A 22951-nucleotide genomic window follows, 5' to 3' on the forward strand; every position below is an offset into this window, starting at 1 on the left:
TGCCGGGTACGGGACGATTATTCCCCTTAATTCGGACTAATCAAGGGGGAGTTCGAGGACTAATCTGGCGCCATTCCCGAATTGGAGGACGCCAACCATGTGGTTGCAGAACATTCTAGGCCGCGTCATCGGCGGCCGCACGCCCTCGCTGGAGCTGGCCCTGACCGTTGAAAAGCGCCCCTCGGCCTTCTCCGGCAAGGCGTTCCGCGAGTTCACCCCGCCCGCCAACCTGCAGCGCGGCGGCAGCCTGCGTCTGGGTGCCCGCAGTGGCGGACGACTGGGCCGGATTGGGATTATCCCGGCGACGGGAGTTAAAGTCCCATGAACGGGACACTGGCCCCCGAAGTTCTGGTGCTTGGTGGCACCGGCAGCGTCGGGCAGGGCATCGTGGCTGCGCTGCTGGAGGCCGGCAGCCCGGTCCTGGTGGTCGGTCGGGACCTTGGCCGGCTGGCGTCGCTGCGCGAGCAGTTTGCCGATGAGCCGGGGCTGGAAACGCTGTTGGGTTCGCTCACCGACGATGGCTCGGCGCTGGCGCTGGCCGACCGCATCGCGCAGCGGCCGCGCGCGCTGGCTGCTGTCATCGATGCGATGGGCGGCCCCTACAACCGCGGCCGGGTCATCGACCGCAGCGGCGATGCGCTGCTGCAGGCGTTGCAGGTCGACGTGATGCCGCACGTGCACGCCGGCCGCCGCCTTCTGCCGCTGCTGCAGAGCGAGGGCCATCCGCGCCGTTACGTGCTGGTCGGCAGCCCGGCCGGCTTCAAGCCGTGGGCCGGCTATGGCGAGAGCTCCATCACCGGCGCCGCCACGCGCATGTATGCGCAGGTGCTGCACCAGGAAGCGCAGGCCCTGGGCGTGCGCGCGCAGATGCTGGAAGTGTGCAACCCGGTGTGCACGCCGACCAACGCCGCCAACGCGTGCATCGAATGGCCAAGCGCGCTGCTGGTCGGCCGCCGCGTGGTTTCCCTGCTCGACAACTGCGTCGACAACCGCGCCATCGTGCGCTGCGACACCCGCGATGCGGAACTTCCGCGTGGACTGCTGCAACTGGACCGACCTCCGGCCTGGCGCGACATCGCCGGTGTCGCTTGACCTTTACCTAGGTTCAGGTCCCAGGCTACCGCCCCGGCAGTACAACGCGATTTTGTTTTTCTTTGACCACCCCTACGTACGGATGCATTCCATGACTTCCTCCAATTCCACTCCGCATCGCTTCTCCCGACGGCTGGCCATGGCCGGCGTGTCGATCCTGGCCGCTGCCGTGCTGACCGCCTGCAGCGGCAGCCAGGCAGAAACTGCCGGGCCGCCGCCGCCGCAGGTCAGCGCCGCGCCGGTGCTGGTCAAGCCGGTCAGCCAGTGGGACGACTTCAGCGGCCGCGTCGAGGCGGTGCAGAGCGTCGAACTGCGCCCGCGCGTGTCCGGCTACATCGACAAGGTCAACTACGTCGAAGGCGATGAAGTGAAGAAGGGTGATGTGCTCTTCACCATCGACGCGCGCAGCTACCAGGCCGAATACGACCGTGCCCGTGCCGAGCTTGTGCGTGCCCGCACCCAGGCCGCCCTGGCCCGCAGCGAATCGGACCGCGCCAGGAAGCTGTCCGAGCAGCAGGCCATCTCCACCGAATCCTGGGAGCAGCGCCGCGCCGCCGCCGACCAGGCCGGTGCCAACGTGCAGGCCGCGCAGGCCGCGTTGGACGCGGCGGCACTGAACCTGGAGTTCACCAAGGTGCGCGCACCCATCAACGGCCGCGCCGGTCGGGCGATGGTCACCGCCGGCAACCTGGTCACCGCCGGCGACAGCGCCAGCGTGCTGACCACGCTGGTGTCGCTGGACACGGTGTTCGTGTACTTCGATGCCGACGAAGGCACCTTCCTGCGGTACGCGCAGATGGCACGCAAGGGCGAACGCCCGAGCGAGCGCGACAGCGAGCTGCCGGTGAAGGTGGGCCTGTCCGGTGAAGAGGGCTTCCCGCACTCGGGCAAGGTCGACTTCCTGGACAACCAGGTGACCCGCAGCACCGGGACCATCCGCGTGCGTGCACTGCTCGACAACGCCGACCGCGCCTTCACCCCGGGCCTGTTCGCCCGCGTGCAGCTGCTCGGCAGCGGCGAGTTCCAGGCCATGCTGATCGACGACAAGGCCGTGCTCACCGACCAGGACCGCAAGTACGTGTACGTGGTCGACAAGGAAGGCAAGGCGCAGCGTCGCGACATCCAGCTGGGCCGTACCGCCGAAGGCCTGCGCATCGTGCAGAAGGGGCTGGCCGCCGGCGACCGGGTAATCATCGATGGCGTGCAGAAGGTGTTCATGCCGGGGATGCCGGTGCAGGCCAAGGTGGTTGCAATGCAGCCGTCTGCGGCGGCTGCGCCTGTTGCATTGAATTAAAGAGCAGCCGACCAACGGTCGGCTCTACCGTGTCTTTCAACGCCCCGTGGGGCACCGCTCCCGCTGTCGTCTTCGACAGCGGCAGGGGTGCTGCACGCCGGCGTTGGTGAAAACCCAGGAATCCCCTAATGGACTTTTCCCGTTTCTTCATCGACAGGCCGATTTTCGCGGCGGTGCTGTCGATCGTGATCTTCGCCGCCGGCCTGATCTCCATACCCATGCTGCCGATCGGCGAGTACCCCGAAGTGGTGCCGCCCTCGGTGGTGGTGCGCACAGTGTACCCGGGTGCGAACCCGAAGGTGATCGCCGAAACCGTCGCCACGCCGCTGGAAGAGGCGATCAACGGCGTTGAGGGCATGATGTACCTCAAGTCGGTGGCCGGTTCGGACGGCGTGCTGCAGATGACCGTCACCTTCCGCCCGGGCACCGACCCGGACGACGCGGCGGTGAAGGTGCAGAACCGCGTCGCCCAGGCGCAGGCGCGCCTGCCGGAAGATGTGCGGCGCCAGGGTGTGACCACCCAGAAGCAGTCGCCCACCTTCCTGATGGTGGTGCACCTGACCTCGCCGAAGGGCAAGTACGACACTCTGTACCTGCGCAACTACGCCCGCCTGCACGTCAAGGACGCGCTGGCGCGCATCCAGGGCGTAGGTGATGCGCAGATCTTCGGTGGCGGCGACTATGCCATGCGTGCCTGGCTGGACCCGGACAAGGTGGCCGCGCGCGGCCTGACCGCCAGCGACGTGGTGCGCGCCATGCGCGAGCAGAACGTGCAGGTCTCGGCCGGCCAGCTCGGTGCCGAGCCGATGCCCAACAGCCAGTTCCTGACCCTGATCAATGCCCAGGGCCGCCTGCGCAGCGAGCAGGAGTTTGGCGACATCGTGCTCAAGGCCGGTGTTGACGGCGAAGTAGTGCGCCTGTCCGACGTGGCCCGGGTAGAGCTGGGTGCCGGCGATTACACCCTGCGCTCGCAGCTGGATGGCAAGAACGCGGTGGGCATCGGTATCTTCCAGGCCCCGGGTGCCAACGCGCTGGAGATCCGCGATGCGGTGATCGGCACGATGGACGAGATGCAGAAGACCTTCCCGGACGACGTCAAGTACGAAGCGGTGTACGACACCACCATCTTCGTGCGCGACTCGATCAAGGCGGTGGTCTCCACGCTGCTGGAAGCCATCGCGCTGGTGGTGCTGGTGGTGATCCTGTTCCTGCAGACCTGGCGCGCCTCGATCATTCCGCTGATCGCCGTGCCGGTGTCCATCGTAGGTACGTTCGCCGCCCTGTACGTGCTGGGCTTCTCGATCAACACGTTGAGCCTGTTCGGGCTGGTGCTGGCGATCGGCATCGTGGTCGATGACGCGATCGTGGTCGTGGAGAACGTCGAGCGCAACATCGAAGAAGGCCTGACCCCGCTTGCCGCGGCACACCAGGCCATGAAGGAAGTGTCCGGGCCGATCGTCGCGATCGCGCTGGTGCTGTGTGCGGTGTTCGTGCCGATGGCGTTCCTGTCCGGTGTGACCGGCCAGTTCTACAAGCAGTTCGCCGTCACCATCGCCATCTCCACGGTGATCTCGGCAATCAACTCGCTGACCCTGTCGCCGGCGCTGGCGGCCCGCCTGCTCAAGCCGCACGATGCGGCCAAGGATGCGCCGACCCGCATCATCGACCGCCTGTTCGGCTGGTTGTTCCGTCCGTTCAACCGCTTCTTCAAGTCCAGCTCGGAGAAGTACGAGCGCGGCGTGTCGAAGATCCTCGGCCGTCGTGGCGCGGTGTTCCTGGTGTACGCGGTGCTGCTGGTCGCAACCGGTTTCATCTTCAAGGTGGTGCCGCCGGGCTTCATCCCGACCCAGGACAAGCTGTACCTGATCGCCGGTGTGAAGCTGCCGGAAGGCTCGTCCATTGCGCGTACCGATGAAATGCTGCGCAAGGTGGCCAGGATCGCCCAGGAAACCGAGGGCGTGGCGCACACCATTTCGTTCCCGGGCTTGAACGCGCTGCAGTTCACCAACACGCCCAACACCGGCGTGGCGTTCATTCCGCTCAAGCCGTTCAGTGAGCGCCATGGTCGGACCGCAGCCGACATCAACGCCGAGATCAACCAGAAGATCGCCGGGCTGCAGGAAGGCTTCGCCTTTGCGATGATGCCGCCGCCGATCCTGGGCCTGGGCAACGGCAACGGCTACCAGATGTTCATCGAAGACCGCGGCAACCTGGGCTACGGCGCGCTGCAGACGGCGGTGAGCCAGATGCAGGGTGCGGTGGCGCAGACCCCGGGCATGGCGTTCCCGATCACCAGCTACCAGGCCAACGTGCCGCAGCTGGATGCCGAAGTGGACCGGGTCAAGGCCAAGGCGCAGGGCGTGCAGCTCACCGAGCTGTTCGACACCCTGCAGACCTACCTGGGTTCGTCCTATGTCAACGACTTCAACGAGTTCGGGCGTACCTGGCAGGTGATCGCGCAGGCCGACGGCCAGTTCCGCAACAGCGTGGAAGACATCGGCAAACTGCGTACCCGCAACGACCGTGGCGAGATGGTGCCGATCGGTTCGATGGTGACCGTGAAGGAAACCTACGGCCCGGATCCGGTACTGCGCTTCAACGGCTACCCGGCCGCGGACCTGGCCGGCGAAGCCGACCCGCGCCTGCTGTCGTCGGCCGAAGCGATGAACAACCTGACCGAGATCGCCGCCAAGGTGCTGCCGGTGGGCATGACCACCGAATGGACCGACCTGAGCTACCAGCAGGCCACCCAGGGCAAGGCCGCCTTCATCGTGTTCCCGGTGGCGATCCTGCTGGCGTTCCTGGTGCTGGCCGCGCTGTATGAGAGCTGGTCGCTGCCGCTGGCGGTGATCCTGATCGTGCCGATGACGCTGCTGTCGGCCCTGTTCGGCGTATGGTTGACCGGCGGTGACAACAACGTGTTCGTGCAGGTCGGCCTGGTGGTGCTGATGGGCCTGGCGTGCAAGAACGCGATCCTGATCGTCGAATTCGCCCGCGAACTGGAAATGGGCGGCAAGGGGATCGTGGAAGCCGCGCTGGAAGCCTGCCGCCTGCGTCTGCGCCCGATCGTGATGACCTCCATCGCGTTCATCGCCGGCACCATCCCGCTGGTGCTCTCGCACGGCGCCGGTGCGGAGGTACGCTCGGTGACCGGTATCACCGTGTTCGCCGGCATGCTCGGTGTGACCCTGTTCGGCCTGTTCCTGACCCCGGTGTTCTACGTGGCGCTGCGCAAGTTCGTCAGCCGCAACGGCGGCGGCAAGCTGGTCGCCCACGGCGAATCCACTCTCCATCATTGACCCCGACCCCTACAAGGAATCACGCATGAATACCGCTACTTCCAAGATCGCCCTGGTCACCGGTGCCACCCGTGGCATCGGCCTGGAAACCGTCCGCCAGCTGGCCCAGGCCGGCGTGCACACGCTGCTGGCCGGGCGCAAGCGCGACACCGCCGTGGCCGAAGCGCTGAAGCTGCAGGCCGAAGGCCTGCCGGTGGAGGCGATCCAGCTCGACGTGGTCGACGCCGCCAGCATCGCCGCGGCCGTGCAGGAGATCAGCGACCGCCACGGTCGCCTCGACATCCTGGTCAACAACGCCGGCATCCTGCTCGACAACCCGGCGCTGGCCCCGTCGGCGCAGACCCTGGACACCTGGCGCAGCACCTTCGACACCAACCTGTTCGCGGTGATCGCCGTGACCCAGGCGTTCCTGCCGCTGCTCAACCAGTCGCCGGCCGGGCGCATCGTCAACGTATCCAGCATCCTGGGCTCGCTGACCCTGCACAGTCAGCCGGGCTCGCCGATCTATGGCTTCGCGGTGCCGGCCTACAACGCCTCCAAGAGCGCAGTGAATGCCTGGACCGTGCAGCTGGCCTATGAGCTGCGCGAGAGCACCACCAAGGTCAACACCGTGCACCCCGGTTACGTGAAGACCGACATGAACAGTGGCGAAGGCGAGCTGGAAATTGCCGACGGCGCACGCTCCAGCGTGGGCATGGCGTTGATCGGTGCCGACGGCCCGAACGGCAGCTTCACTTACCTGGGCGAGGTGCTGCCATGGTGATCCGCGTGTTGACCGCCGCCGTTGCCAGCGCGCTGCTGGCCGGCTGCGTCAGCGTCGGCCCCAACTACCAGGCACCGCCGGCGCAGCCGGTGGTCCTGCAGGGCGCGGCCGCGCCGGTATTCAGCACCGCCTCGCCGGTGGCCAGCTGGTGGGCGCAGTTCGATGACCCGGTGCTGGAACAGCTGGTTCACGACGCACTGGGCGACAACCTGGACCTGCGCATTGCGATGGCGCGTGTGCGTGAAGCGCGTGCGGTGTTCGTCGAGCAGCGTCTGGACCAGTTGCCGCACGTGACCGCCGGGGGCAGCTATGACCGCCGCAAGGCTCCGGATGTTACCGCCGGTGGCGAGCGCGTCTTCAGCGAAACCTACCAGCTTGGCTTCGACGCCGGCTGGGAGCTGGATCTGTTCGGTCGCCAGCGCCGTGCCGCCGAAGCGGCGCGTGCGGACCTGGGAGCCGAGCAGGACAATCTGGCCGACGCGCAGGTGACGGTGGCGGCTGAAGTGGCGCGCAACTACTTCGAACTGCGCGGCACCCAGAAGCGCATCGAAGTGGCCAAGCGCACGCTGGTGAACCTGCGCGACACCCAGAAACTGACCGAAACCCGCTGGGACCTGGGTGCGGGCAGCGAGCTGGACGTGCAGAGCAGCCGGGCCCGCTTGAAGGCGATCGAGGCCGACATTCCGCTGCTGGAAGTGGCCGAAGTGCAGTCGCGGCATCGCCTGGCGGTGCTGCTGGGGCAGCGCCCGGACGCGTTGGACACGCTGCTCGAACCGCGTGATGCCGCGCCGTATGCCAAGGCGTTGCCGCTGGGCGACACCACCGACCTGCTGCGCCAGCGTGCCGATGTGCGCGTGGCCGAGCGTCGCCTGGCGGCCGCCACGGCGCGGGTGGGCGTGGCCACCGCCGATCTGTTCCCGCGGATCAGCCTGAGCGGGTTCGTCGGATTCCTGTCCGGCGACGCCAGCGGGCTGGTCAACGGCAACAACAAGGCGTGGTCGGTGACCCCGTCGATCAGCTGGGCCGCGTTCGATTTCGGTACCGTGAAGGCGCGACTGCGGGCCAGCAAGGCCCAGGCCGACGGCGCGGCTGCCGAGTATGAGAAGGCGGTGCTGCTGGCGCTGGAAGACACCGAAAACGCGTTGACCCGGTATGCCAAGCAGCAGGCCCGCCTGGCGATCGTCGCCGAGCAGGCGCAGGCCGCACGGCGTGCTGAACAGCTGGCGCAGATCCGCTATCGCGAAGGGTCGGAAGACTTCCTGACCCTGCTCGATGCGCAGCGGACCCAGCTGGCCGCCGACGATGCGTTGGCCGCGGCCGAGTCGACCGTCAACGTCAGCGTGGTGGGTGTGTACAAGGCGCTGGGCGGTTGGGGCCAGCAGCAGGATGCGACGCCGCCGGCGGTGGCCGGCACGATGCGGTGAAGGAACGCGGGGGCGACACCGTCGCCCCCTGCACGCTTTCAAAGGGTCCGCCGCAATGGCGTACCTGACAACGCCGTGCTGACGGCTTTGCCTCTGACGGGTCGCCCCGGGGCGGTGCTAAAAACACCGCCTGCCAGGGAGATGCGTGATGCAACGGAAGTGCTGGAAACCATCAGGAGAGCGAGCAAAGGACGAACACCCGTCAATGTCCTCGGGCTTGTCGGCGAGCGTCATCGTGCTCCTCGTGGTGGCCGCTTTGACCGTAAGCCTGGGGTTTGCACGGTTGCCGGACAGCCTGCTTGGCATCGGCGTGGTCGGCGTCGGCGTGTTCCTGGCCATCAGTGCACGGATCTGCCAGGCGCGCGAACAGCATCAGGCCCTGTGCAAGGCACTGGAAGGCCTTCGCCGGGGGCCGCGGCAATGAAGCGCCGCTTGGCCATCCAGGCGCTCAAGTCGTCGATGCGGCCGGGAACACCAGTTCTGCAAGAACCGGATAATGGTCCGACGGCACCACGCCGCCCGGCTTCTGGTCCAGCGTGGCGAATCGATTCACGCCAAAGCCGCGGACCAGGATCCAGTCGATCTCGGCCGTCGGCGTATCGCTGAAATTCTGGAACGTCAGGCGTGGACCCTCGACCCGGCGCGCCAGCCTGCGGGCATCGCCCAGCCCGGTGGTGAATGCCGCATACGTGGTGCTGCCCGGTTCGCTGTTGAAATCGCCGGTGACCACCACCGGAATGTCCTTCGGCAGCGCAGCCAGCCGCTGACTGATCAGCTTGGCGCCCAGTACCCGGCGCGGCTCGTCTTCGTCGCGGTAGGGCAGGTGGGTGTTGTACAGGTAGAAGCGCTTTCCGTCAGTGGTACGTTCGAACAGCGCCCAGGTCACCATGCGCGGCATCAGGTTGCCCCAGGTGATGCTGCCAGCCACCTCCGGTGTATCGGACAGCCAGAAGTTGCCCGATTCAACCACCTTCAATGCGGCGCTGTCGTAGAACACGCCCATGTGCTCTTCATTGTCGCCGGGGCCACGCGGCTCGCCGAACCACCGGTAGCCGGGCAGGTGCTGCACCAGGTAATCGGCCTGGCTGGTCTTGAGTTCCTGGGTGCCGAACACCACCGGGTGCTGCTCGCGCAGCAGCGTCACCATCGCATCGCGACGGTCCTCCCAGCGCTTGTTGGGTTCGGTGTCCACCGGGGTGCGGACATTGAATGACATCACCCGCAGCGGGTCGGGAGCTTTGGCCAGGGCGGAGCCGAGCGGCAGCGCCAGCGCGATCAAGGCCAGCAGGGCGGGACGACGAAAACGAGACAACATGGGAATCCCTCCATTCCGTGAAATCGTTTGCAGAGGGTCGCACGGATCAGGCGATCAGGGATATGCGGAGATTGGCGGAAGCGGCGGAGGGGTCAGCTGCCCAGCAGCACGATCCCGATCGTGATGTTGATCGCCGCGCCAAGCGCGAACACCCAGAGCGTGGACAGGATCGTGTTGAGCCAGGAGCGCTGCAGGGCCACCTTCAGCCAGCCGGCCTGCACCACCAGGAACCAGACCGCCGACAGCAGGGCGGTGGCAATGCCGATGTGGGTGGAGAGCTGCCCGGGCAGGCGCACGAACACCATGCTGGTGGACAAGGCCACCGCGAACGGTGCGGTCAGGTAACACTGCATGAAGAACGGCCGGCGCAGCGATTCGCGGGTCATCGGGATCCGCTTGCGGCGCAGCAGATGCACCGTGGCCACCAGCGGCCAGATTGCAAACGTGATCGAGCGGTACAGCAGCAGGCCTTCCTCGTTGCCCATCACCGTGCGTGACAGTTCGCTGGTGCCGACCACGGTCTGGTGCATCAGCAGTTCCACCCCGTGCGCGACCAGTACGGCCAGCATGAGGAACATGGGCGGACTGATCGCATCGTCGAACTGGCGCTCCAGCTTCTCCTTCAGCTCGGTGTCGACGTACTGGGCCATCCGCTGCGGATGCACTACCACCCGGTACAGCGTGCGCGGGAAGAACAGGAACCAGGTGCACAGCTCGTACAGGAATTCTTCCAGCGAACGCAGCAGCTTCAGGAAATCCATCGAGGTCTCCGGCGCGGTGGGCGGTGCGCGACGCCGCAGGACACGGCGCCGCCGGCACCAGCATGGCCCAGCCGCGCCGTGGCGTACAGCGCCGGCAGTGGCTCAACTCAGGCCGCGGTCCCGCCGCCACTGGTCGAAGTAGCTGACCAGCCCGGTATCGGCCTCCAGCCGCTCCGCAGCCGCAGGCAATGGCTCTGGCACGCGGCCGCCGGATCCATACTCCATCGTGTACCGCACCGAGAACGGGTTGGCGTGCGGGAAGCGGTTACGGATCTGTTGCATCACCACGCCGCCGCATGAGCGGCACGTGTCTCTCAGCGACCACAGCCTGAACGCGACCGCCTGTGGATGATCGTCCATGCAACTGGCGATCAGCCGTTCCGAATCCACTTCGCGGCCGAACGGGCGCGCCTCCAGGTTGCCGGGGTTGCGTACTACCGGCAGGCTGGTGATGGTCCGCAACGGCGCTTTGCCCTCCATCACCTTGCGCGCATCGATGAAACGGGTGCCGTCGCCGAGCCTGGGGTTCGGCCGCAACTGCAGCTTGAGGCCGTTTTTTCCACCCGAGAGCGCATAGTAGATGGTCTGCCGCAGGCTGCCGTCGACGTTTTCGCCGACGATCGCGAATGCCAGGTTGGTGCCCTTGAGGTGTTTCATGATCGATGCGCCGGCATCCGGCAGGGCAAGCGCTGCAGCGTCCACCGGCTGCCAGCCGCCCTTGCCGCCGGTGGCCGGCAGCAGTGCATTGATGACATCGGCCACCTGGCGGCGTTCTTCCTCCGGTGCGCTGGCCAGTGCCTTCCAGTCGGGAATGCGGCGGCGCGCGATCTGGACGAAGGCCAGCTGCTCGCGCTCTCCGGTCAGCACGCTGTCAGCGTAGCGCTTGAGCACATCAGGGCGACCGCGTGCAGCGAAGTACGCCTCGTACGCTTCGTAAGTGGGGAACTGCGCCAGCAGGTCCCCGCTCAGGCCAGGGCGTATGAAGCTGTACGCCAGTCGCGCGATGTTCTCCCGGTCCTGCTCGAGATGCGGGCGCAGCAGGGTCATCCGGTACTGTTCGGATGTGCGCAGATAGGCATTGAGCGCGGACGCATCGCGCTCGTGCTGCAGACGGGTGAACTGCAGTCCGGTGCCTGGTTCGAAGGTGTCCGGCAGCGCTGCCTGGTAGAACACCCCATCATCGGGCTCGATGCACAGCGCCCGCAGGAACGGCGATTCGACCCGGATCGCACGCAGCCGGCGTGCGTCGTCGATGCCGGGCACCAGTGCGCCGACATCCACCACGGGCAGCGTCTGCCGCAGGCGCGCCAGATCCGGCTCCTGCGCCGATGCCCGCAGGCCGAAGTCGGGTTCATCCACGAGCGTGCCGTGCAGCGTATCGGGATAGGTAACGCTGGCAGGCAGCCCCATCGCGTCACGCTGTGCAGCCGAAATGGGCAGCAGCTGTGGCGGTGTGTCCGATGGGGACGGCGTCCAGGAGCAGACCGCTCCCTTGTGGACCATCAGCGGCAAGGGCCCGCTCCCGTCCGGGGCCCGATGCGCCAGGTCCAGGCTGAACTCGCGCGTGGCCGCTGCAATCGCCTCCAGGCGCTCGGCTGGCAGTGCCTCGGCAACCAGGTCCCTGGCCGCATCAGGGGTGAAGCGCAGACGCGTACCTTCAGGGCAGGGCAGGACCTCCAGCGAACGGTGCGGCCGGCACGTGGCCGGCAACGCCTCCCAGTGTCCCGGCTCGACGGGCCATGCGTCGCCGGGCCGCGCTTCCAGTGCGTTGCCTTCAGCATTGAGCCGGTAGGGATGGCCGTCCATGAGCACGTCCCAGTCGGTGTCACCGCGGCGCAGGAACCGCACCGGGGTGTCGCCCACCGACACCTGCAGGCCGCTTTCGCTGCGCCGGGCCGGGATGATCGGCGGCAGCTCGTGTTCAAACGTGAACCCCTCCAGCGCGGGCCCGTAGGCACGCCCGGTAAACAGATCGAAGCGGTGCCAGGCCATGTCCTGCGCGACGATCAGGACGGCACGGCCGTCATCCAGCCGCGCCTCGGCCAGCGCCGGGGTGGCAGCCTGCAGATCATGCAGCGTGCCTGCCGGTGCCGCGCCATGGGCCAGGGCGCGTTCCAGCGCCTGCGCCGATCCGTCCAGCGCGGTTCCGCTGCGCAGCGCACGCTGCAGCCATTTGCCGCCGCCTTGCAGCGCACTGTTCCACGCATGGCTGCCCACCCACAGCGCGGCCTTGCCCACGGTTTCGATTGTCCCGAGGCCGCCTTGACGCACCAGATCCAGGCCCAGCTTCAGCACGGCGCCGCCGGCCTCGGCCGCGATCGACCTCACGCTCTGTTCGCCAGCCGTTTCCAGGATGCGGGTCGTGGTGCGGGCGAACGTGCCAAACGGCAGCACGATCATTGAATCCATGGCGCATCCAACCAGGCTGCCTGCCGAGAAATCGCCTTTGAGCAGGTTCTTCGCACAGCCATAGCCGGGGATTGCGAATATGGCCAGCTGCTCGAGCATGCCAAGCTCGCGTTGCCAGAGCTGCTCCAGCCCTGTCAGGTCGGCGAGCTCCTTGTCGCGGACGCGTTTCAGCAGTGGCTGCCACAGATGGGTGGCAGCCATTCTGGCGATGCCCGGCAGCTTCTGCGAATCGCTGCCGCGGATGGCCGTGCCGGTGGATGCCAGGGTCAGCCCGGACAACGGCGTGAGGCCGTTGCCATCGCGGCTGCGGCGGATCGCACTACTGACCAGCCCTTCGAAATCGACCAGCGGCCCCAGCGTGGGATCTTCCCAGGCGCGTCGCGCCAGCCCCGCCTGCGGCACCAGCTCGTAGTAGACCGGCGCGTCATCGCTGCCGGCCGGGTCGCAGCGCAGCAGCAGGCCCTGGTCGGCGTCCCGGCCATCGCAGCTGACCCGCAGCGTGGTGCAGGTGCCCTCCTGCAGAAGTTGCCGGTCCCGCGACGGCAGGCCATCCAGTGCCGTGACAATCAGCCCGGCCAGCCCGGCCTCCACGCGGCGCTGGTAGGCGTCGAATTCGGTGGCGTAGCGGTCCGCCGTGCTGGGGCCCGAGGTGGACCGATAGGCGTCGGCCACCAGCAGCGCCTGCAGCGGATCATCATTCGTGAGGAGGTCGTGGACAACGGCATCGGCGCTGGGCATCGCGCCGACCGCGGACGGCTGGCCAAATGCAACCACCTGCGATTCGAACGCGATCAGCCGGGACGGCACGATGCCGTGCCGGGTGAGATAGTCCTGGCCGATCTCGATCGGCCGCTTCGACCACAGCGACGGGTCCACCCCGGCCTCGCGCAGGGTCTGCGCGGCGACATCCATGCGCCGCGGCGCAGGGCTGCGCACCTGCTCCAGATGCAGTGCGTGCTGGCCCTGCCGGGTGTGGAGGAACGTGAGCGCGTCGCTGATCTGCTGCGCGCTCACCTGGTCCAGGCGGGTGGTGCGGGGGATCGCCCCGTGCGCGCTCGCATAGGCGATGGCCGCGGGCACGAGGGTGCGTGCCCAGGCGTCGTGCAGATCATCGTGCTCGCCGGCGACGCGGGGGGGCAGCGCCAGCTGCGCCGGCAGCGCGGCCAACGTATCGAAGTCCACCCGGCTGCAGGCACCGGGCTGCATGGCGTCGAGGAAGGTGGCCGCGTGGCGCAGCGATACGCTCAGGGGGGTACGCGCAAAGCTCAGGTCATCGGGAATTCCGCGGACCAGCAGGGCGGGCTGCTGCAGTTCGCTGGCCAGCAGCCAGAACAGCACCCCCAGTGCAGCGGGCGAGGCGTTGGCGTTGCCGTGCGCGACCGCTGCGCGCACCTCGTCGGCCAGGACGGTGAACGGCACATCGACCACGTCGGGTGATGCAAAACGCTCGCGCAGCGCGTCGATCCGTGCACGGCCGACGTAGCGTTCCAGCATCAGCCGCGCGAGCAGCGTCTGCGCGCCGCGGACCGAGGCGGCGTGATCATCACTGCCCCCGTACCAGCCCGCCGCGGCCAGCAGCGGCCGGCATAACTCGGCGAACTGGCGGGTGCGGCTCATCAGCTCCCAGGCATCGACGGCGGCCAGCGGTGCCGCATCGCTGTCGGCTCCATTGCGCGGGTGCAACAGCGACAGCCCGAAGCCATCGAGCAGGACATCGAGTGCGGGCAGGTGGGCCGCGCCGAGCTGACCTGCATCGGGGGTGACCGTCGTTGTGTCGCGCAGCGCATATTCCGGAAGCGCGGCGTCCTCCGCATGCTGCGGCCTGGGCACGTCACGCTGGGCTGCCAGCAGCGGGAACTCCAATGGCGGGTGCTGCCGGGGCGCCGCGCGCGGCAGCAGCGCGGTACTGAAGGCGATCGCCTCGTCGGAGGAGAGTGCCGGGTAGCGCGCGCGCAGCGCGATCGCCAATGACAATACCGGTGCGCCATCGTCTGCGGGGGGGCGGAGCGGCCACGCCGGCAGGGCCTCGGGCAGCGCAAGCTGCGCCTGCGCCGATGCGGCCAGGAGGGCGGCACACGTGGCCGCCGTCAGCGGTGCAGTGTGATCCAGCCGCAAGGGCGCGTTGCCCGCGGGAAGGGGTCGAAGCAGATGGCGCCACACCGTGTGGCGTGCATCGTCGCCGCTGCACCAGGCATCCAGCGCGGAAGCCCCTTCCATGACCCGCGTCCACACCGTCGGCACACCCTGCGCCTGGCGCGTTTCGACGACGGAGGCACTGGCGGCGTTCACCACGTCAACCAGGCCCTGCCGGCTGTTGCTGGCACCCGGCCCGCGCCATAGCGCAGCCAGCGCGCGGGTCGGTTGCACGGACAGCCATTCGGCCGGTGACAGGTGCCAGGTGGAACCGCGTTCGAACGCAGCACGCCACGCGTCACCCGCGTCGCCGCCACTGACCCCGATCAACCTGCGGTAGAACGCGTGCGCAAGCTCGGGGGTGACTGCTTCGTCCGTGACGCCCAGCGTCCGCCCGATCAGACGGCGGCTGTCATCGCCGCGCATCAGCCTGAGCAGGGCCCGTTCCTGATCCTGTGCGGTTGCCGGGTAGTGCTCGCTGCCCAGCAGATGGCGCAGCACCGCAACAGGCAGCGGTTGGGCGATGCTCAGCGGCGGCAGCAGCCGGCGCAGCGGCAGGGAATTGCTGCCCAGGTCCATGGTCGCCAGCAGCGCGAGCGCGGGGGATGACCGCGTGTCGCCCACCCAGTCGAAAAACGCGGCACAGGTTGCATACGCCGTGCCATACCAAGGGTCGGCATCGTCCATCGGCAGGTCCAGTCCCGCATACAGCTGCACGACTGGCGCGATCAAGGCGCGGGTCAGCACGCGCAGATCGTTGCGGCGCGGGTCGATCACGGACGGCAGCACCGGCTCCAGGTCGTCGTATCGCGCCAATGATGCGGCGACGTGATGGAACAGCGCGCCCAGCTCGGTGGCCCAGTGCGTGCCCGCCGTTGCCGCGCGGCGCTCAAAGTGGTCACGCCAGTCGGCCGCGCGGGGGGCGTTCCCGCGCCACTCCCACCCTTCGCCGAACCGCAGGGGATCGACCGTGTCGCGCAGCGCAACCAGCAGGTCGGCCAGCAACCCGTCGGCCGGGTCCAACGTCTCGAATCCGGTCGCATCGAGCAGTGGCGGTGCGGCCTCGACCAGCCAGCGCCGCGTCCGGTCCGCGTCGTGGGGATGGGTCAGCGGCATGCCGTAGGACTGGCGCATGCGTGCGCGGTGAGCTGCTACCTGCGGCCCGGTCAGCGGCGCTGCCAGACGTGCGGCGACGGTATCGGTCTGCCAGGCCAGGGCATCGAAGTGCGCGTGTGCCGCCTCCAGCGGCACATCGTCCTGTTCCAGGAGGTAACGGCAGGCGGCGCCTCCCAGGCGTGCCAGTCCATGCAGCGCGCTGGATTGGGCGTCGTCGTGCTGGCCATGGGTCAGCACTTCCAGCATGCGGGTGAAGGCGTAGGCGCGTGCAGTATGGCCGCCATTGGCAAGGGCATGCCGGCCGCCGTCGTGCAGCAGCGCGAGTGCCTGCAGTGCTGCGTACCATTCACGCACTGGAGCGGCGTCGAAAAATGCCGCCAGCTGGGCCGGCGTTGGCGTACGTTGCTGCAGCGCGATCCCGGCCTGCGCGAAGGCGTCGGTCACGGCGGCGTGCAGGCCGGCCGGCGTGTGGGGTACCTGCCAATCCAGCACGCTCCACCAGGCGTGCAATGGAATGCCGTTGATCAACGGCGCCAGCACGCCCAGCGGAAGCACGCCCTGTACCTGCACCTGCACCATTTCCTGTGCGGCCGCGCCTCCGACCGGCGCGGCGGTGGTCGGCATGATCCGCGCGGGTATCCCACTGTCGGTGAGTGCACCGGCCAGTGCCCGCGGCGCGGTGGCGGGGTGATGCGGCCGCCGCGAGACCCGCCGCGGGCGCCCGGTGGCACCGTCAGCGGCGGGGCCTGCGGTAGGCATGAAGGCAGACGTCGACGTCGCCGCAGGGGCTCCCAGACGGGCCAGCAGGTTTCCCATCGCTGCGGCCTGTTCGCGCAGCAGGCCCGGCACAGTGCGCGTTTCCTCCCAGCACTGGCCCGGCTGTGCCAGCGCGGTTCCGGGCCGTAGCCGACCGAGCAGCGCGTCGCTTCCCTGCAGGGGGGGCGCGGTTCCGGCAGCCGGTGTGCAGGCCAAGGCCGTCAGCGTGCTCATCCACGCCGCATCCAAGGCGTGCGGCTGTGCGATGTTGGCAACCGTCTCGGGTGCAGGCAGTGCGCTGTAGCCCAGCAGGCGCGCGCCCACCGCGCCGGCGAAGATCAGATCGGAGCCGGCTCCCACGATCTGCGGCAACTGCCATGGCATGCTCAGCATGCTGACCAGCACCTGGGCGACGGTGCCGTAGCCACCCAGCGGCGGCGCAGCGGCGACATGCTCGATGCTGGCCTGGTGGGCTACCGCCAGCAACCTGGCTGCCAAGGCAGGCGTGGCGACGCCCAAGGACGCCGTCCTGCCGTCATCGGCGGGACCGCCGTGAAGCGCAGCCAGGCGCGCGTGGACTGCGGCGATCGCAGACGCATCCAGCGATTCGAACACCTGCGGCAGGCCCGCGCGCGGCTCGACCAGGCCAGCATCACGCTGCTGCCGCACGCGCCGGAGCGCCCGTTGCAGCGTCCGTGGCGAAGCTTCCGGGGCCAGCTCCCGAAGCTGGGTCAATGCCCAGCTCCAGCGCGCAGGATCAGACTTGCCGCCGAGCTGTCCCTTCTGAAGTTCCAGTGCCACCGCGCGCGCGTCTGCCTGCGTGTTCTGGTGGCGGCGCTCGATCAGCAGCGCCCGCCACGGCGCGGGCGCGACGTGCATGGGGCGATACAGCGCATCGCGCAGTCGTTGCAGCAGCGGGTCGGCAGCGGCGGTGGCTGCGGTCAGGTGCGGCCGTGCGGTGATGCATTCAACCTCCCAGTGGGCAGCCGGCAGCCGCAGCGCATGCAGCAGCACACAGCGCCATGCGAGCGCCTCTCCTTTGACGCATGCGGGCAGGACGCAGTGCTCTGCAAGCCACTCGGCCATCGCATCACCGGTTGGCGTGCCCGGCAATCCACCCGCGATGAGTGCGTGCAACAGCGTGGTGTCGATCGGCTCGGCCGCCAGGCGGTCGGCAAGCGCGTCCAGGTGCGCGCGGGGCACCCCACGCAGCGGCAACGTGATTACCACTCCCGTCTGCGCCCGGTTGCACACCTGCATGGGGCGGGGCATGCGCGTCGGCGGCGACGCGATGGCAGGCACGCGCGCCACGGTACGTGAAGGGGCGGGGAGGGCGGAGAAGCAGGACATCGTCGGCACGGGCAGGGCGTCGCGGCAGGCGCAGGGCGCGGAAGGGCGCCGATCCTACCCACGGCGGCCTGCTGCTGCAGTCCACTACATCAATCAACCCTGACCCGACCCGACGAGCCGTGCTTCAACATCGTTGCAGGGCGCACGATTCCGCGAGGCCGCCGTCAGCCGCCTGCGTGTGCTGTGCGCTGTCGGAATCGGAATTGTTGCGGCCTGTGCGCCCGCGCTCGCCATTGTCCGGCAGCAATACCCGGACGCCGGAACGGGGTACTCTGGGCAGTCCCCCATCGCCAACCCCGGGCCAGCCGCATGGAATACCAGCTGATCATCAAATTCTGGAGAAAGTCGCTGGATGATGAAGCCTTCCTGGCCACGCTGGAGGCCGAGCTGGGCGCGGCCCTGGGCAGCGCAGCCAAGCTCGACGGCTACGACCTCAGCGCCAAGGAGATCAACCTCTTCATGTTCACGGCCGACCCGCGCCCGGCGTTCCGCCGTGCCAAGGACGTGCTGGAACGGCTGGGCGTCCTGCACAGCGTGTCGGCCGCCTACCGGCTGGTCGGCGGTGCGCAGTTCACCTCGGTGTGGCCGACCCGCATGGCGCGGAAGTTCACGCTGCCCTGAGGTCAATAAAAAAGCCGAGAGTCCCGTTTGACGGGGATCTCTCGGCTTTCCAGGGTCCTGGCAGACCCCGCATTGGTGGAGGTGGGCGGAATTGAACCGCCGTCCGAAGGCACTCCATCCCCGGTTCTACATGCTTAGCTCACCGTTTGGTGTCGTCCTGGAGCAGTACGGTGTGCGAAACGCACTCCAGGATCAGCCTGCTTTGGGTTAGGTCATGACTGACAGGCAGCCATCACAACCGATTCCATGATAATGACCCTACACCGACGAGCATGGACACAAGTGGGTTCGGGGCTCCGCCTAAGTCGGCAGAAGGTAACTCAAACAGCTTTTAGGCTGCGAGAGCGACCGGAGCGTAGTTGTCGTCGTTGGCAACTAGAAGTTTGCTGCTGGATTAACGAGGAAAGCTGCCCCCTCGGCATGCACCAAGTAACTTCACAACCCCCGTCGAAACCAATGCACCCCCGGTTTCTTCAAGAACTGCAAGCCGTCTACGACCAGACGCTACTTGACGGGGCCGATGCTACTCCACTTCGGCTGAACAGTCACCTGAAAGCGTCACGGCCCTGTCGGGCACTACCTGCCTTCGCGCTGGCGCTTGCTGTCGGCCTGGTGCTTGGCCCGGACCTTGCGGTCGTGGTTCTGGGCGTTGCGCTGGGTCATGGCCTGCTTGCGCGCTTCGGGCTCGGCCCGGGCCATCAGGGCCTCGATCCGGGCGACCAGGCGGCGGTGCTCGAGCGAGTCGTAGCTCTGGTTCTCAGAGGCCACGCGCTTGGCGTTGCGCAGGGTGTAGGTCAGCACCTTGAGCAGGGCGGCCGGGTCCATGGCGCGGGCCAGCTCGGCGAAGATGGCCTCGTAGGCGGCGACGTCGGCCTGGAGCGTGGCGATGGGGTCCGCGCTCGGGGCGGTCTCCTGGGGGATTTCCTGGGTCACGCGGTGCTCCGGACAGTTGGGGCGGGTAGGGCAGCCGGGCTGGGCCCGGCTCTACGGATATGGGAAGAGGGTCGCGCGGACCGCGTCAGGCGTCGCGGTTGTGGCGGCGCATGGTGCGCTGCTTCTCGCGGGCCCAATCGCGGTCTTTTTCAGCGTCGCGCTTGTCGTGGGTCTGCTTGCCCTTGGCCAGCGCCACTTCCAGCTTGATCTTGTTCTTGCTCCAGTACATCGCCGTGGGGACGATGGTGTAGCCGTCACGTTCAACCTTGCCGACCAGCTTGTCGATCTCGCTGCGGTGGAGCAGCAGCTTGCGCTCGCGGCGGTCGTTGGCCACCACGTGGGTGGAGGCCTGGATCAACGGGGTGATCTGCGCGCCGATCAGGAAGATTTCGCCGCTTTTGACGTAGGCGTAGGCGTCGATGATGTTGCCGCGCCCGGCACGGATCGATTTCACTTCCCACCCCTGCAGGGCCAGGCCAGCCTCGAAACGGTCTTCGAGGGTGTATTCGTGGCGGGCACGCTTGTTGAGCGCGATGGTTTTGTTGGCCGTCGCGTTCTTTGCTTTATCCTTGCCGCTGTTCTTGCTCATTTCCGTATTGTCTCCGATTCGGGCCTCCTTGGTCGATTCGCCAGCCAAGCCTTCGCATGCCAACTATCCGACGTAGTGCCCTGGTTGAACATTCGGCTGCCCGCATGTTCGACCTGGTCAATGATATTGATGCCTACCCGCGCCGCTTCCGGTGGTGCTCGGCCGCGCAGATCCTGGAATCGGCCCCGGACCGGCTGGTAGCGCGGCTGGACCTGGGGTTGGGGTCGTTTTCAACTTGGTTCATGACCGAAAATACCCTGCAGCGCCCGCACCACATCGACATGCAGCTGCGCGATGGCCCGTTCAAGCGGCTGCATGGCCGTTGGGAATTCCATGCCCTTGCCGAGGACGCCTGCAAGGTCAGCCTCACCCTGGAGTTCGAACCGAACTCACGCCTGCTGGGGCCGGCCCTGGCGCTGGGCTTCCAGGGCCTGGCCGACCGCATGGTCACCGACTTCGTCCGCGTCGCCGACGAACAGGACTGAGCCGTGATCCGCGTGGAAGTGGTGTTGGCCTGGCCTGACCGGGCCGAGTCGCGAACGCTGCAGCTGGCCGAAGGCGCTACCGTGGCCGACGCCATTGCTGCCGCGGCGATCAACGGACACGAAGGCTGCCCGGCCGTGGCCGTGCATGGGATGCTGGCCAAGGCCGGCCAGGTGCTCCACGACGGGGACCGGGTGGAGCTGCTGCGGCCCCTGCAGGTGGATCCAAAGGACAACCGGCGCAGGCGGGCGCGCGCGCGCTGAGGTACGCGTCGCCGGCTACCCGGTCAATCCACTGCCAGGCGATGCCCGGGCTTACCGCCCGCGCTGCTTCTTCTTGTCCTTGGCCAGGTTGCGGCCGAACTGGCGCACCTGATCCTTGGCCAGCTGGGCGTCATTGTTGGGGAAGTAATCCCCTTCCCAGCGGGTGACCTGGTCGCCTTCGAAGAAGACCACGAAGTTCTTCACTTCGGTGCGGCCGAGTCGGTCCAGCCGCTGGCTGGCGGTGTAATCCCAGCGTTGGGCATGGAAGGGATCGTCGATGGAGGGGGTGCCGAGCAGCGCGTTGACCTGCTGCTTGCTCTGGCCCACCTGCAGCTGACCGACGGCCTGCTCCCGGATCAGGTTGCCCTGATAGATGGGTTGCTTATAGATGATGCCGCAGCCCGTGGTGGACAGGGCAACGGCGGCGACCAGCAGGAGATTGCGCATCGGGGAATGGCGTTTGGGGAAATCCAGTCGATGATACACTCCGAACGTGTCGCCGCGACCCAATCCGAGGCAGCTGGCGCTAAATCGCCAATGAACGGAGACCTATGGAAACCCACGACCTGCGCAAAGTTGGCCTGAAGGTGACCCATCCGCGTATGCGGATCCTTGCCCTGCTCGAGCAGCGCGACGCCCAGAAGCACCAGCATCACATGACCGCCGAAGACATCTACCGCCAGCTTCTGGAGCATGGTGACGAAATCGGCCTGGCGACGGTATACCGCGTGCTGACCCAGTTCGAGGCCGCCGGCCTGGTGCTGAAGCACAACTTCGAAGGCGGCCAGGCCGTGTACGAACTGGACCGGGGCGGCCACCACGACCACATGGTCGACGTGGACTCGGGCAAGATCATCGAGTTCGAAAGCCACGAGATCGAAGAACTTCAGCGCAAGATCGCCGCCGACCACGGCTACGAACTGGAAGAGCACTCGCTGGTGCTCTACGTGCGCAAAAAGCGCAAGTAACCGCAGGTTACTTGCGCGGTAGCTACCGACCGTTGGTCGGTAGACCTTTGAAAGAATCCATCATCGGTCGACCAGCCTCCAGAAGAACCCGGGCCAAGCCCGGGTTTTTCATTCCCCGAACACCGCCAGGTCCACCGCCTCGGCCATCGCCCGGTTGCCGGCATCGCCAGGGTGCAGGTGGTCGCCGGAGTCGTAGGCGGGTGCCAGCCGGGTGTGATCGGTCGGATCGCGCAGGGCGCGGTCCAGGTCAACCACGGCATCGAACGGGGCCCCCCTGCGCAGCCAGGCATTGAGTTGCTGGCGCAGCTTGTCCTTTGCCGGGGCGTGATAGTCGTCCAGCGGGGTGCCGGGCAGCGCACCGGCAAACGGGGTCAGGGTGGCGCCGATGATCCGCACGCCGTGGGCATGCGCGCGCTCGATCAACTGGCGGTAGCCGGCCTGGAGTTCTGCCAGCGTTGGCCGCGCCTGGTCGCGGGCGAAGGCGGTGCCCGGCCAGCTGATGTCATTGATGCCGACCAGCACCACGACGCTGGCCACGCCCGGCTGTTCCAGCACATCGCGCTGGAAACGGGACAGGGCGGATTCGCCCATGCCATCGCGAAGCAGTCGCCCGCCCGAAATGCCGGCGTTGACCACCGCCATGCCCTGCGGAGCCAGCCGGGCGGCCAGGTGGTCGGTCCAGCGCTGGTCGTGGTCGAGGCTGGCGGTGGCCCCGTCGGTGATCGAATCGCCGATCACCACCACGCTGCGCGCCGCCGCCGGGGCCTCGACCTCGATCCCGGTCATGAACAGCCGCGCGGTGGTAGGCGTGCTGTCGGCCAACGCAGCGTTGCCGGTCTGGTTGCCCGGGGCAATCGCACTGGTCTGGCGCCCGTCCCAGTGGAAGGTCTGGAGGCGTGTGGCGGCGGGTACGTACACATCGACCTGTATGGCCTGCAGGTCGCGGGTGGGTAGGGCAAGCGGGTCGCTCACGCGGTCCTGGCCGGGCGGGATCGCCGCGCCCGGCTGGCCGTCAAAGGACAGCGCCACCGGCGGCGCCCCGGCGCTGCCCGCGACGCTGGCCGCGCCGATCCGCACCGGCGCGGTGCCGTATGCGTTGCTGAAGCGGACGCGCAGCTGCGGCCCGCCCAGGCTGATCCGGGCGGTCTGGCGGAACGTCTGGTTGCGCAGGACGTCCGGGATGCCGGTCGGAAACAGGAACCCCGCGCCCCAGACCCGCTGGGGGCTGGCCTGCCAGGTGGCGACCCAGTGCGACGGCCCGGGCCGGGCTGCGGCAACGGCGATGGAGGGGGAGGTGCTGGCTGACGCCGTAAGCAGTGCGCCGGCCGCCAGGCGGATCAAGGAAAGCATGCGGTCCATCCCGTGGAAGAGGACGGCCATGG

General features: G+C 67.8%; 18 protein-coding genes and 1 other RNA gene. 11 read left to right on the top strand and 8 right to left on the bottom strand.

Annotated elements, in window-relative coordinates; translation table 11 throughout:
• Positions 1–97: 97 nt before the first annotated feature.
• The 7 genes from ACGFZ3_RS03975 (at position 98) to ACGFZ3_RS04005 (ending at position 8296) form a co-directional block, all read left to right on the top strand.
• Positions 98–325: a hypothetical protein gene (locus tag ACGFZ3_RS03975; RefSeq protein ID WP_392916668.1), complete on the top strand. Its 228-nt coding sequence runs from the start codon at positions 98–100 to the stop codon at positions 323–325.
• Positions 322–1092 carry an SDR family NAD(P)-dependent oxidoreductase gene (locus ACGFZ3_RS03980; RefSeq protein WP_392916671.1) on the top strand — a complete coding sequence of 257 codons (771 nt, stop codon included), beginning with the start codon at positions 322–324 and terminating at the stop codon, positions 1090–1092. Before ACGFZ3_RS03975 ends, ACGFZ3_RS03980 begins: the two co-directional genes overlap by 4 nt.
• Before the next feature lie 91 nt (positions 1093–1183).
• Complete coding sequence (locus tag ACGFZ3_RS03985; RefSeq protein ID WP_392916674.1) at positions 1184–2386, top strand: efflux RND transporter periplasmic adaptor subunit; 1203 nt, start codon at positions 1184–1186, stop codon at positions 2384–2386.
• Positions 2387–2514: 128 nt separating this feature from the next.
• Positions 2515–5685: an efflux RND transporter permease subunit gene (locus ACGFZ3_RS03990; RefSeq protein ID WP_392916677.1), complete on the top strand. Its 3171-nt coding sequence runs from the start codon at positions 2515–2517 to the stop codon at positions 5683–5685.
• Between the two features lie 25 nt (positions 5686–5710).
• Positions 5711–6448, top strand: a complete 738-nt coding sequence (locus ACGFZ3_RS03995) for an SDR family oxidoreductase (protein ID WP_282245129.1) — start codon at positions 5711–5713, stop codon at positions 6446–6448.
• Positions 6442–7872, top strand: a complete 1431-nt coding sequence (locus ACGFZ3_RS04000; RefSeq protein ID WP_392916681.1) for an efflux transporter outer membrane subunit — start codon at positions 6442–6444, stop codon at positions 7870–7872. Before ACGFZ3_RS03995 ends, ACGFZ3_RS04000 begins: the two co-directional genes overlap by 7 nt.
• 205 nt (positions 7873–8077) lie before the next feature.
• A complete protein-coding gene (locus ACGFZ3_RS04005; protein ID WP_392916684.1) occupies positions 8078–8296 on the top strand; it encodes a hypothetical protein in 219 nt (72 codons plus the stop codon).
• A 24-nt stretch (positions 8297–8320) separates the two neighbouring features.
• On the opposite strand, the gene ACGFZ3_RS04010 is transcribed toward ACGFZ3_RS04005, so the two are convergent.
• From ACGFZ3_RS04010 to ACGFZ3_RS04020, 3 genes are all read right to left on the bottom strand, one after another.
• On the bottom strand, positions 8321–9187 hold the full coding sequence (locus tag ACGFZ3_RS04010; RefSeq protein WP_392916686.1) for an endonuclease/exonuclease/phosphatase family protein: 867 nt from the start codon (positions 9185–9187) through the stop codon (positions 8321–8323).
• A gap of 92 nt (positions 9188–9279) precedes the next feature.
• On the bottom strand, positions 9280–9948 hold the full coding sequence (locus ACGFZ3_RS04015; protein WP_392916689.1) for a hypothetical protein: 669 nt from the start codon (positions 9946–9948) through the stop codon (positions 9280–9282).
• A 102-nt stretch (positions 9949–10050) separates the two neighbouring features.
• A complete protein-coding gene (locus tag ACGFZ3_RS04020; RefSeq protein ID WP_392916692.1) occupies positions 10051–17634 on the bottom strand; it encodes a deaminase domain-containing protein in 7584 nt (2527 codons plus the stop codon).
• A 387-nt stretch (positions 17635–18021) separates the two neighbouring features.
• Between ACGFZ3_RS04020 and ACGFZ3_RS04025 the strand changes: the two genes are divergently transcribed.
• Entirely contained in the window at positions 18022–18333 is a 312-nt protein-coding gene (locus ACGFZ3_RS04025) for a hypothetical protein (protein ID WP_392916695.1), read from the top strand.
• A gap of 73 nt (positions 18334–18406) precedes the next feature.
• On the opposite strand, the gene ssrA is transcribed toward ACGFZ3_RS04025, so the two are convergent.
• From ssrA to smpB, 3 genes are all read right to left on the bottom strand, one after another.
• Positions 18407–18799: a transfer-messenger RNA gene (gene ssrA / locus ACGFZ3_RS04030) on the bottom strand.
• A 110-nt stretch (positions 18800–18909) separates the two neighbouring features.
• The gene (locus ACGFZ3_RS04035) at positions 18910–19266 is read right to left on the bottom strand and encodes a hypothetical protein (protein WP_392916698.1); all 357 of its coding nucleotides are present in this window, start codon (positions 19264–19266) and stop codon (positions 18910–18912) included.
• Between the two features lie 85 nt (positions 19267–19351).
• On the bottom strand, positions 19352–19855 hold the full coding sequence (smpB, locus tag ACGFZ3_RS04040) for an SsrA-binding protein SmpB (RefSeq protein WP_068851133.1): 504 nt from the start codon (positions 19853–19855) through the stop codon (positions 19352–19354).
• 56 nt (positions 19856–19911) lie between these two features.
• Between smpB and ACGFZ3_RS04045 the strand changes: the two genes are divergently transcribed.
• Positions 19912–20340, top strand: coding sequence for a type II toxin-antitoxin system RatA family toxin (locus tag ACGFZ3_RS04045; RefSeq protein ID WP_392916702.1), 429 nt, complete (start codon positions 19912–19914; stop codon positions 20338–20340).
• A 3-nt stretch (positions 20341–20343) separates the two neighbouring features.
• On the top strand, positions 20344–20601 hold the full coding sequence (locus ACGFZ3_RS04050; RefSeq protein WP_392916704.1) for an RnfH family protein: 258 nt from the start codon (positions 20344–20346) through the stop codon (positions 20599–20601).
• Between the two features lie 51 nt (positions 20602–20652).
• On the opposite strand, the gene ACGFZ3_RS04055 is transcribed toward ACGFZ3_RS04050, so the two are convergent.
• Complete coding sequence (locus ACGFZ3_RS04055) at positions 20653–21048, bottom strand: outer membrane protein assembly factor BamE (protein ID WP_392916707.1); 396 nt, start codon at positions 21046–21048, stop codon at positions 20653–20655.
• Between the two features lie 104 nt (positions 21049–21152).
• Between ACGFZ3_RS04055 and fur the strand changes: the two genes are divergently transcribed.
• Complete coding sequence (gene fur / locus ACGFZ3_RS04060) at positions 21153–21569, top strand: ferric iron uptake transcriptional regulator (protein ID WP_068851145.1); 417 nt, start codon at positions 21153–21155, stop codon at positions 21567–21569.
• Between the two features lie 108 nt (positions 21570–21677).
• On the opposite strand, the gene ACGFZ3_RS04065 is transcribed toward fur, so the two are convergent.
• Complete coding sequence (locus tag ACGFZ3_RS04065; protein WP_392916711.1) at positions 21678–22919, bottom strand: SGNH/GDSL hydrolase family protein; 1242 nt, start codon at positions 22917–22919, stop codon at positions 21678–21680.
• Positions 22920–22951: the final 32 nt, after the last annotated feature.

Origin of the sequence: Stenotrophomonas sp. NPDC047960 (genome assembly GCF_043204395.1) — a bacterium.
GTDB lineage: Bacteria > Pseudomonadota > Gammaproteobacteria > Xanthomonadales > Xanthomonadaceae > Stenotrophomonas.

Bases quoted from the DNA above. Each gene is read 5' to 3' on its own strand.
- ACGFZ3_RS04015 (WP_392916689.1), bottom strand. From the start codon at position 9,948: ATGGATTTCCTGAAGCTGCTGCGTTCGCTGGAAGAATTCCTGTACGAG.
- ACGFZ3_RS04025 (WP_392916695.1), top strand. From the start codon at position 18,022: ATGGAATACCAGCTGATCATCAAATTCTGGAGAAAGTCGCTGGATGAT.
- smpB (WP_068851133.1), bottom strand. From the start codon at position 19,855: ATGAGCAAGAACAGCGGCAAGGATAAAGCAAAGAACGCGACGGCCAAC.
- ACGFZ3_RS04010 (WP_392916686.1), bottom strand. From the start codon at position 9,187: ATGTTGTCTCGTTTTCGTCGTCCCGCCCTGCTGGCCTTGATCGCGCTG.
- ACGFZ3_RS03980 (WP_392916671.1), top strand. From the start codon at position 322: ATGAACGGGACACTGGCCCCCGAAGTTCTGGTGCTTGGTGGCACCGGC.
- ACGFZ3_RS03995 (WP_282245129.1), top strand. From the start codon at position 5,711: ATGAATACCGCTACTTCCAAGATCGCCCTGGTCACCGGTGCCACCCGT.
- ACGFZ3_RS04045 (WP_392916702.1), top strand. From the start codon at position 19,912: ATGCCAACTATCCGACGTAGTGCCCTGGTTGAACATTCGGCTGCCCGC.
- ACGFZ3_RS04065 (WP_392916711.1), bottom strand. From the start codon at position 22,919: ATGCTTTCCTTGATCCGCCTGGCGGCCGGCGCACTGCTTACGGCGTCA.
- ACGFZ3_RS04020 (WP_392916692.1), bottom strand. From the start codon at position 17,634: ATGCCCCGCCCCATGCAGGTGTGCAACCGGGCGCAGACGGGAGTGGTA.
- ACGFZ3_RS03985 (WP_392916674.1), top strand. From the start codon at position 1,184: ATGACTTCCTCCAATTCCACTCCGCATCGCTTCTCCCGACGGCTGGCC.
- ACGFZ3_RS03975 (WP_392916668.1), top strand. From the start codon at position 98: ATGTGGTTGCAGAACATTCTAGGCCGCGTCATCGGCGGCCGCACGCCC.
- ACGFZ3_RS04055 (WP_392916707.1), bottom strand. From the start codon at position 21,048: ATGCGCAATCTCCTGCTGGTCGCCGCCGTTGCCCTGTCCACCACGGGC.
- ACGFZ3_RS03990 (WP_392916677.1), top strand. From the start codon at position 2,515: ATGGACTTTTCCCGTTTCTTCATCGACAGGCCGATTTTCGCGGCGGTG.
- ACGFZ3_RS04000 (WP_392916681.1), top strand. From the start codon at position 6,442: ATGGTGATCCGCGTGTTGACCGCCGCCGTTGCCAGCGCGCTGCTGGCC.
- ACGFZ3_RS04005 (WP_392916684.1), top strand. From the start codon at position 8,078: ATGTCCTCGGGCTTGTCGGCGAGCGTCATCGTGCTCCTCGTGGTGGCC.
- fur (WP_068851145.1), top strand. From the start codon at position 21,153: ATGGAAACCCACGACCTGCGCAAAGTTGGCCTGAAGGTGACCCATCCG.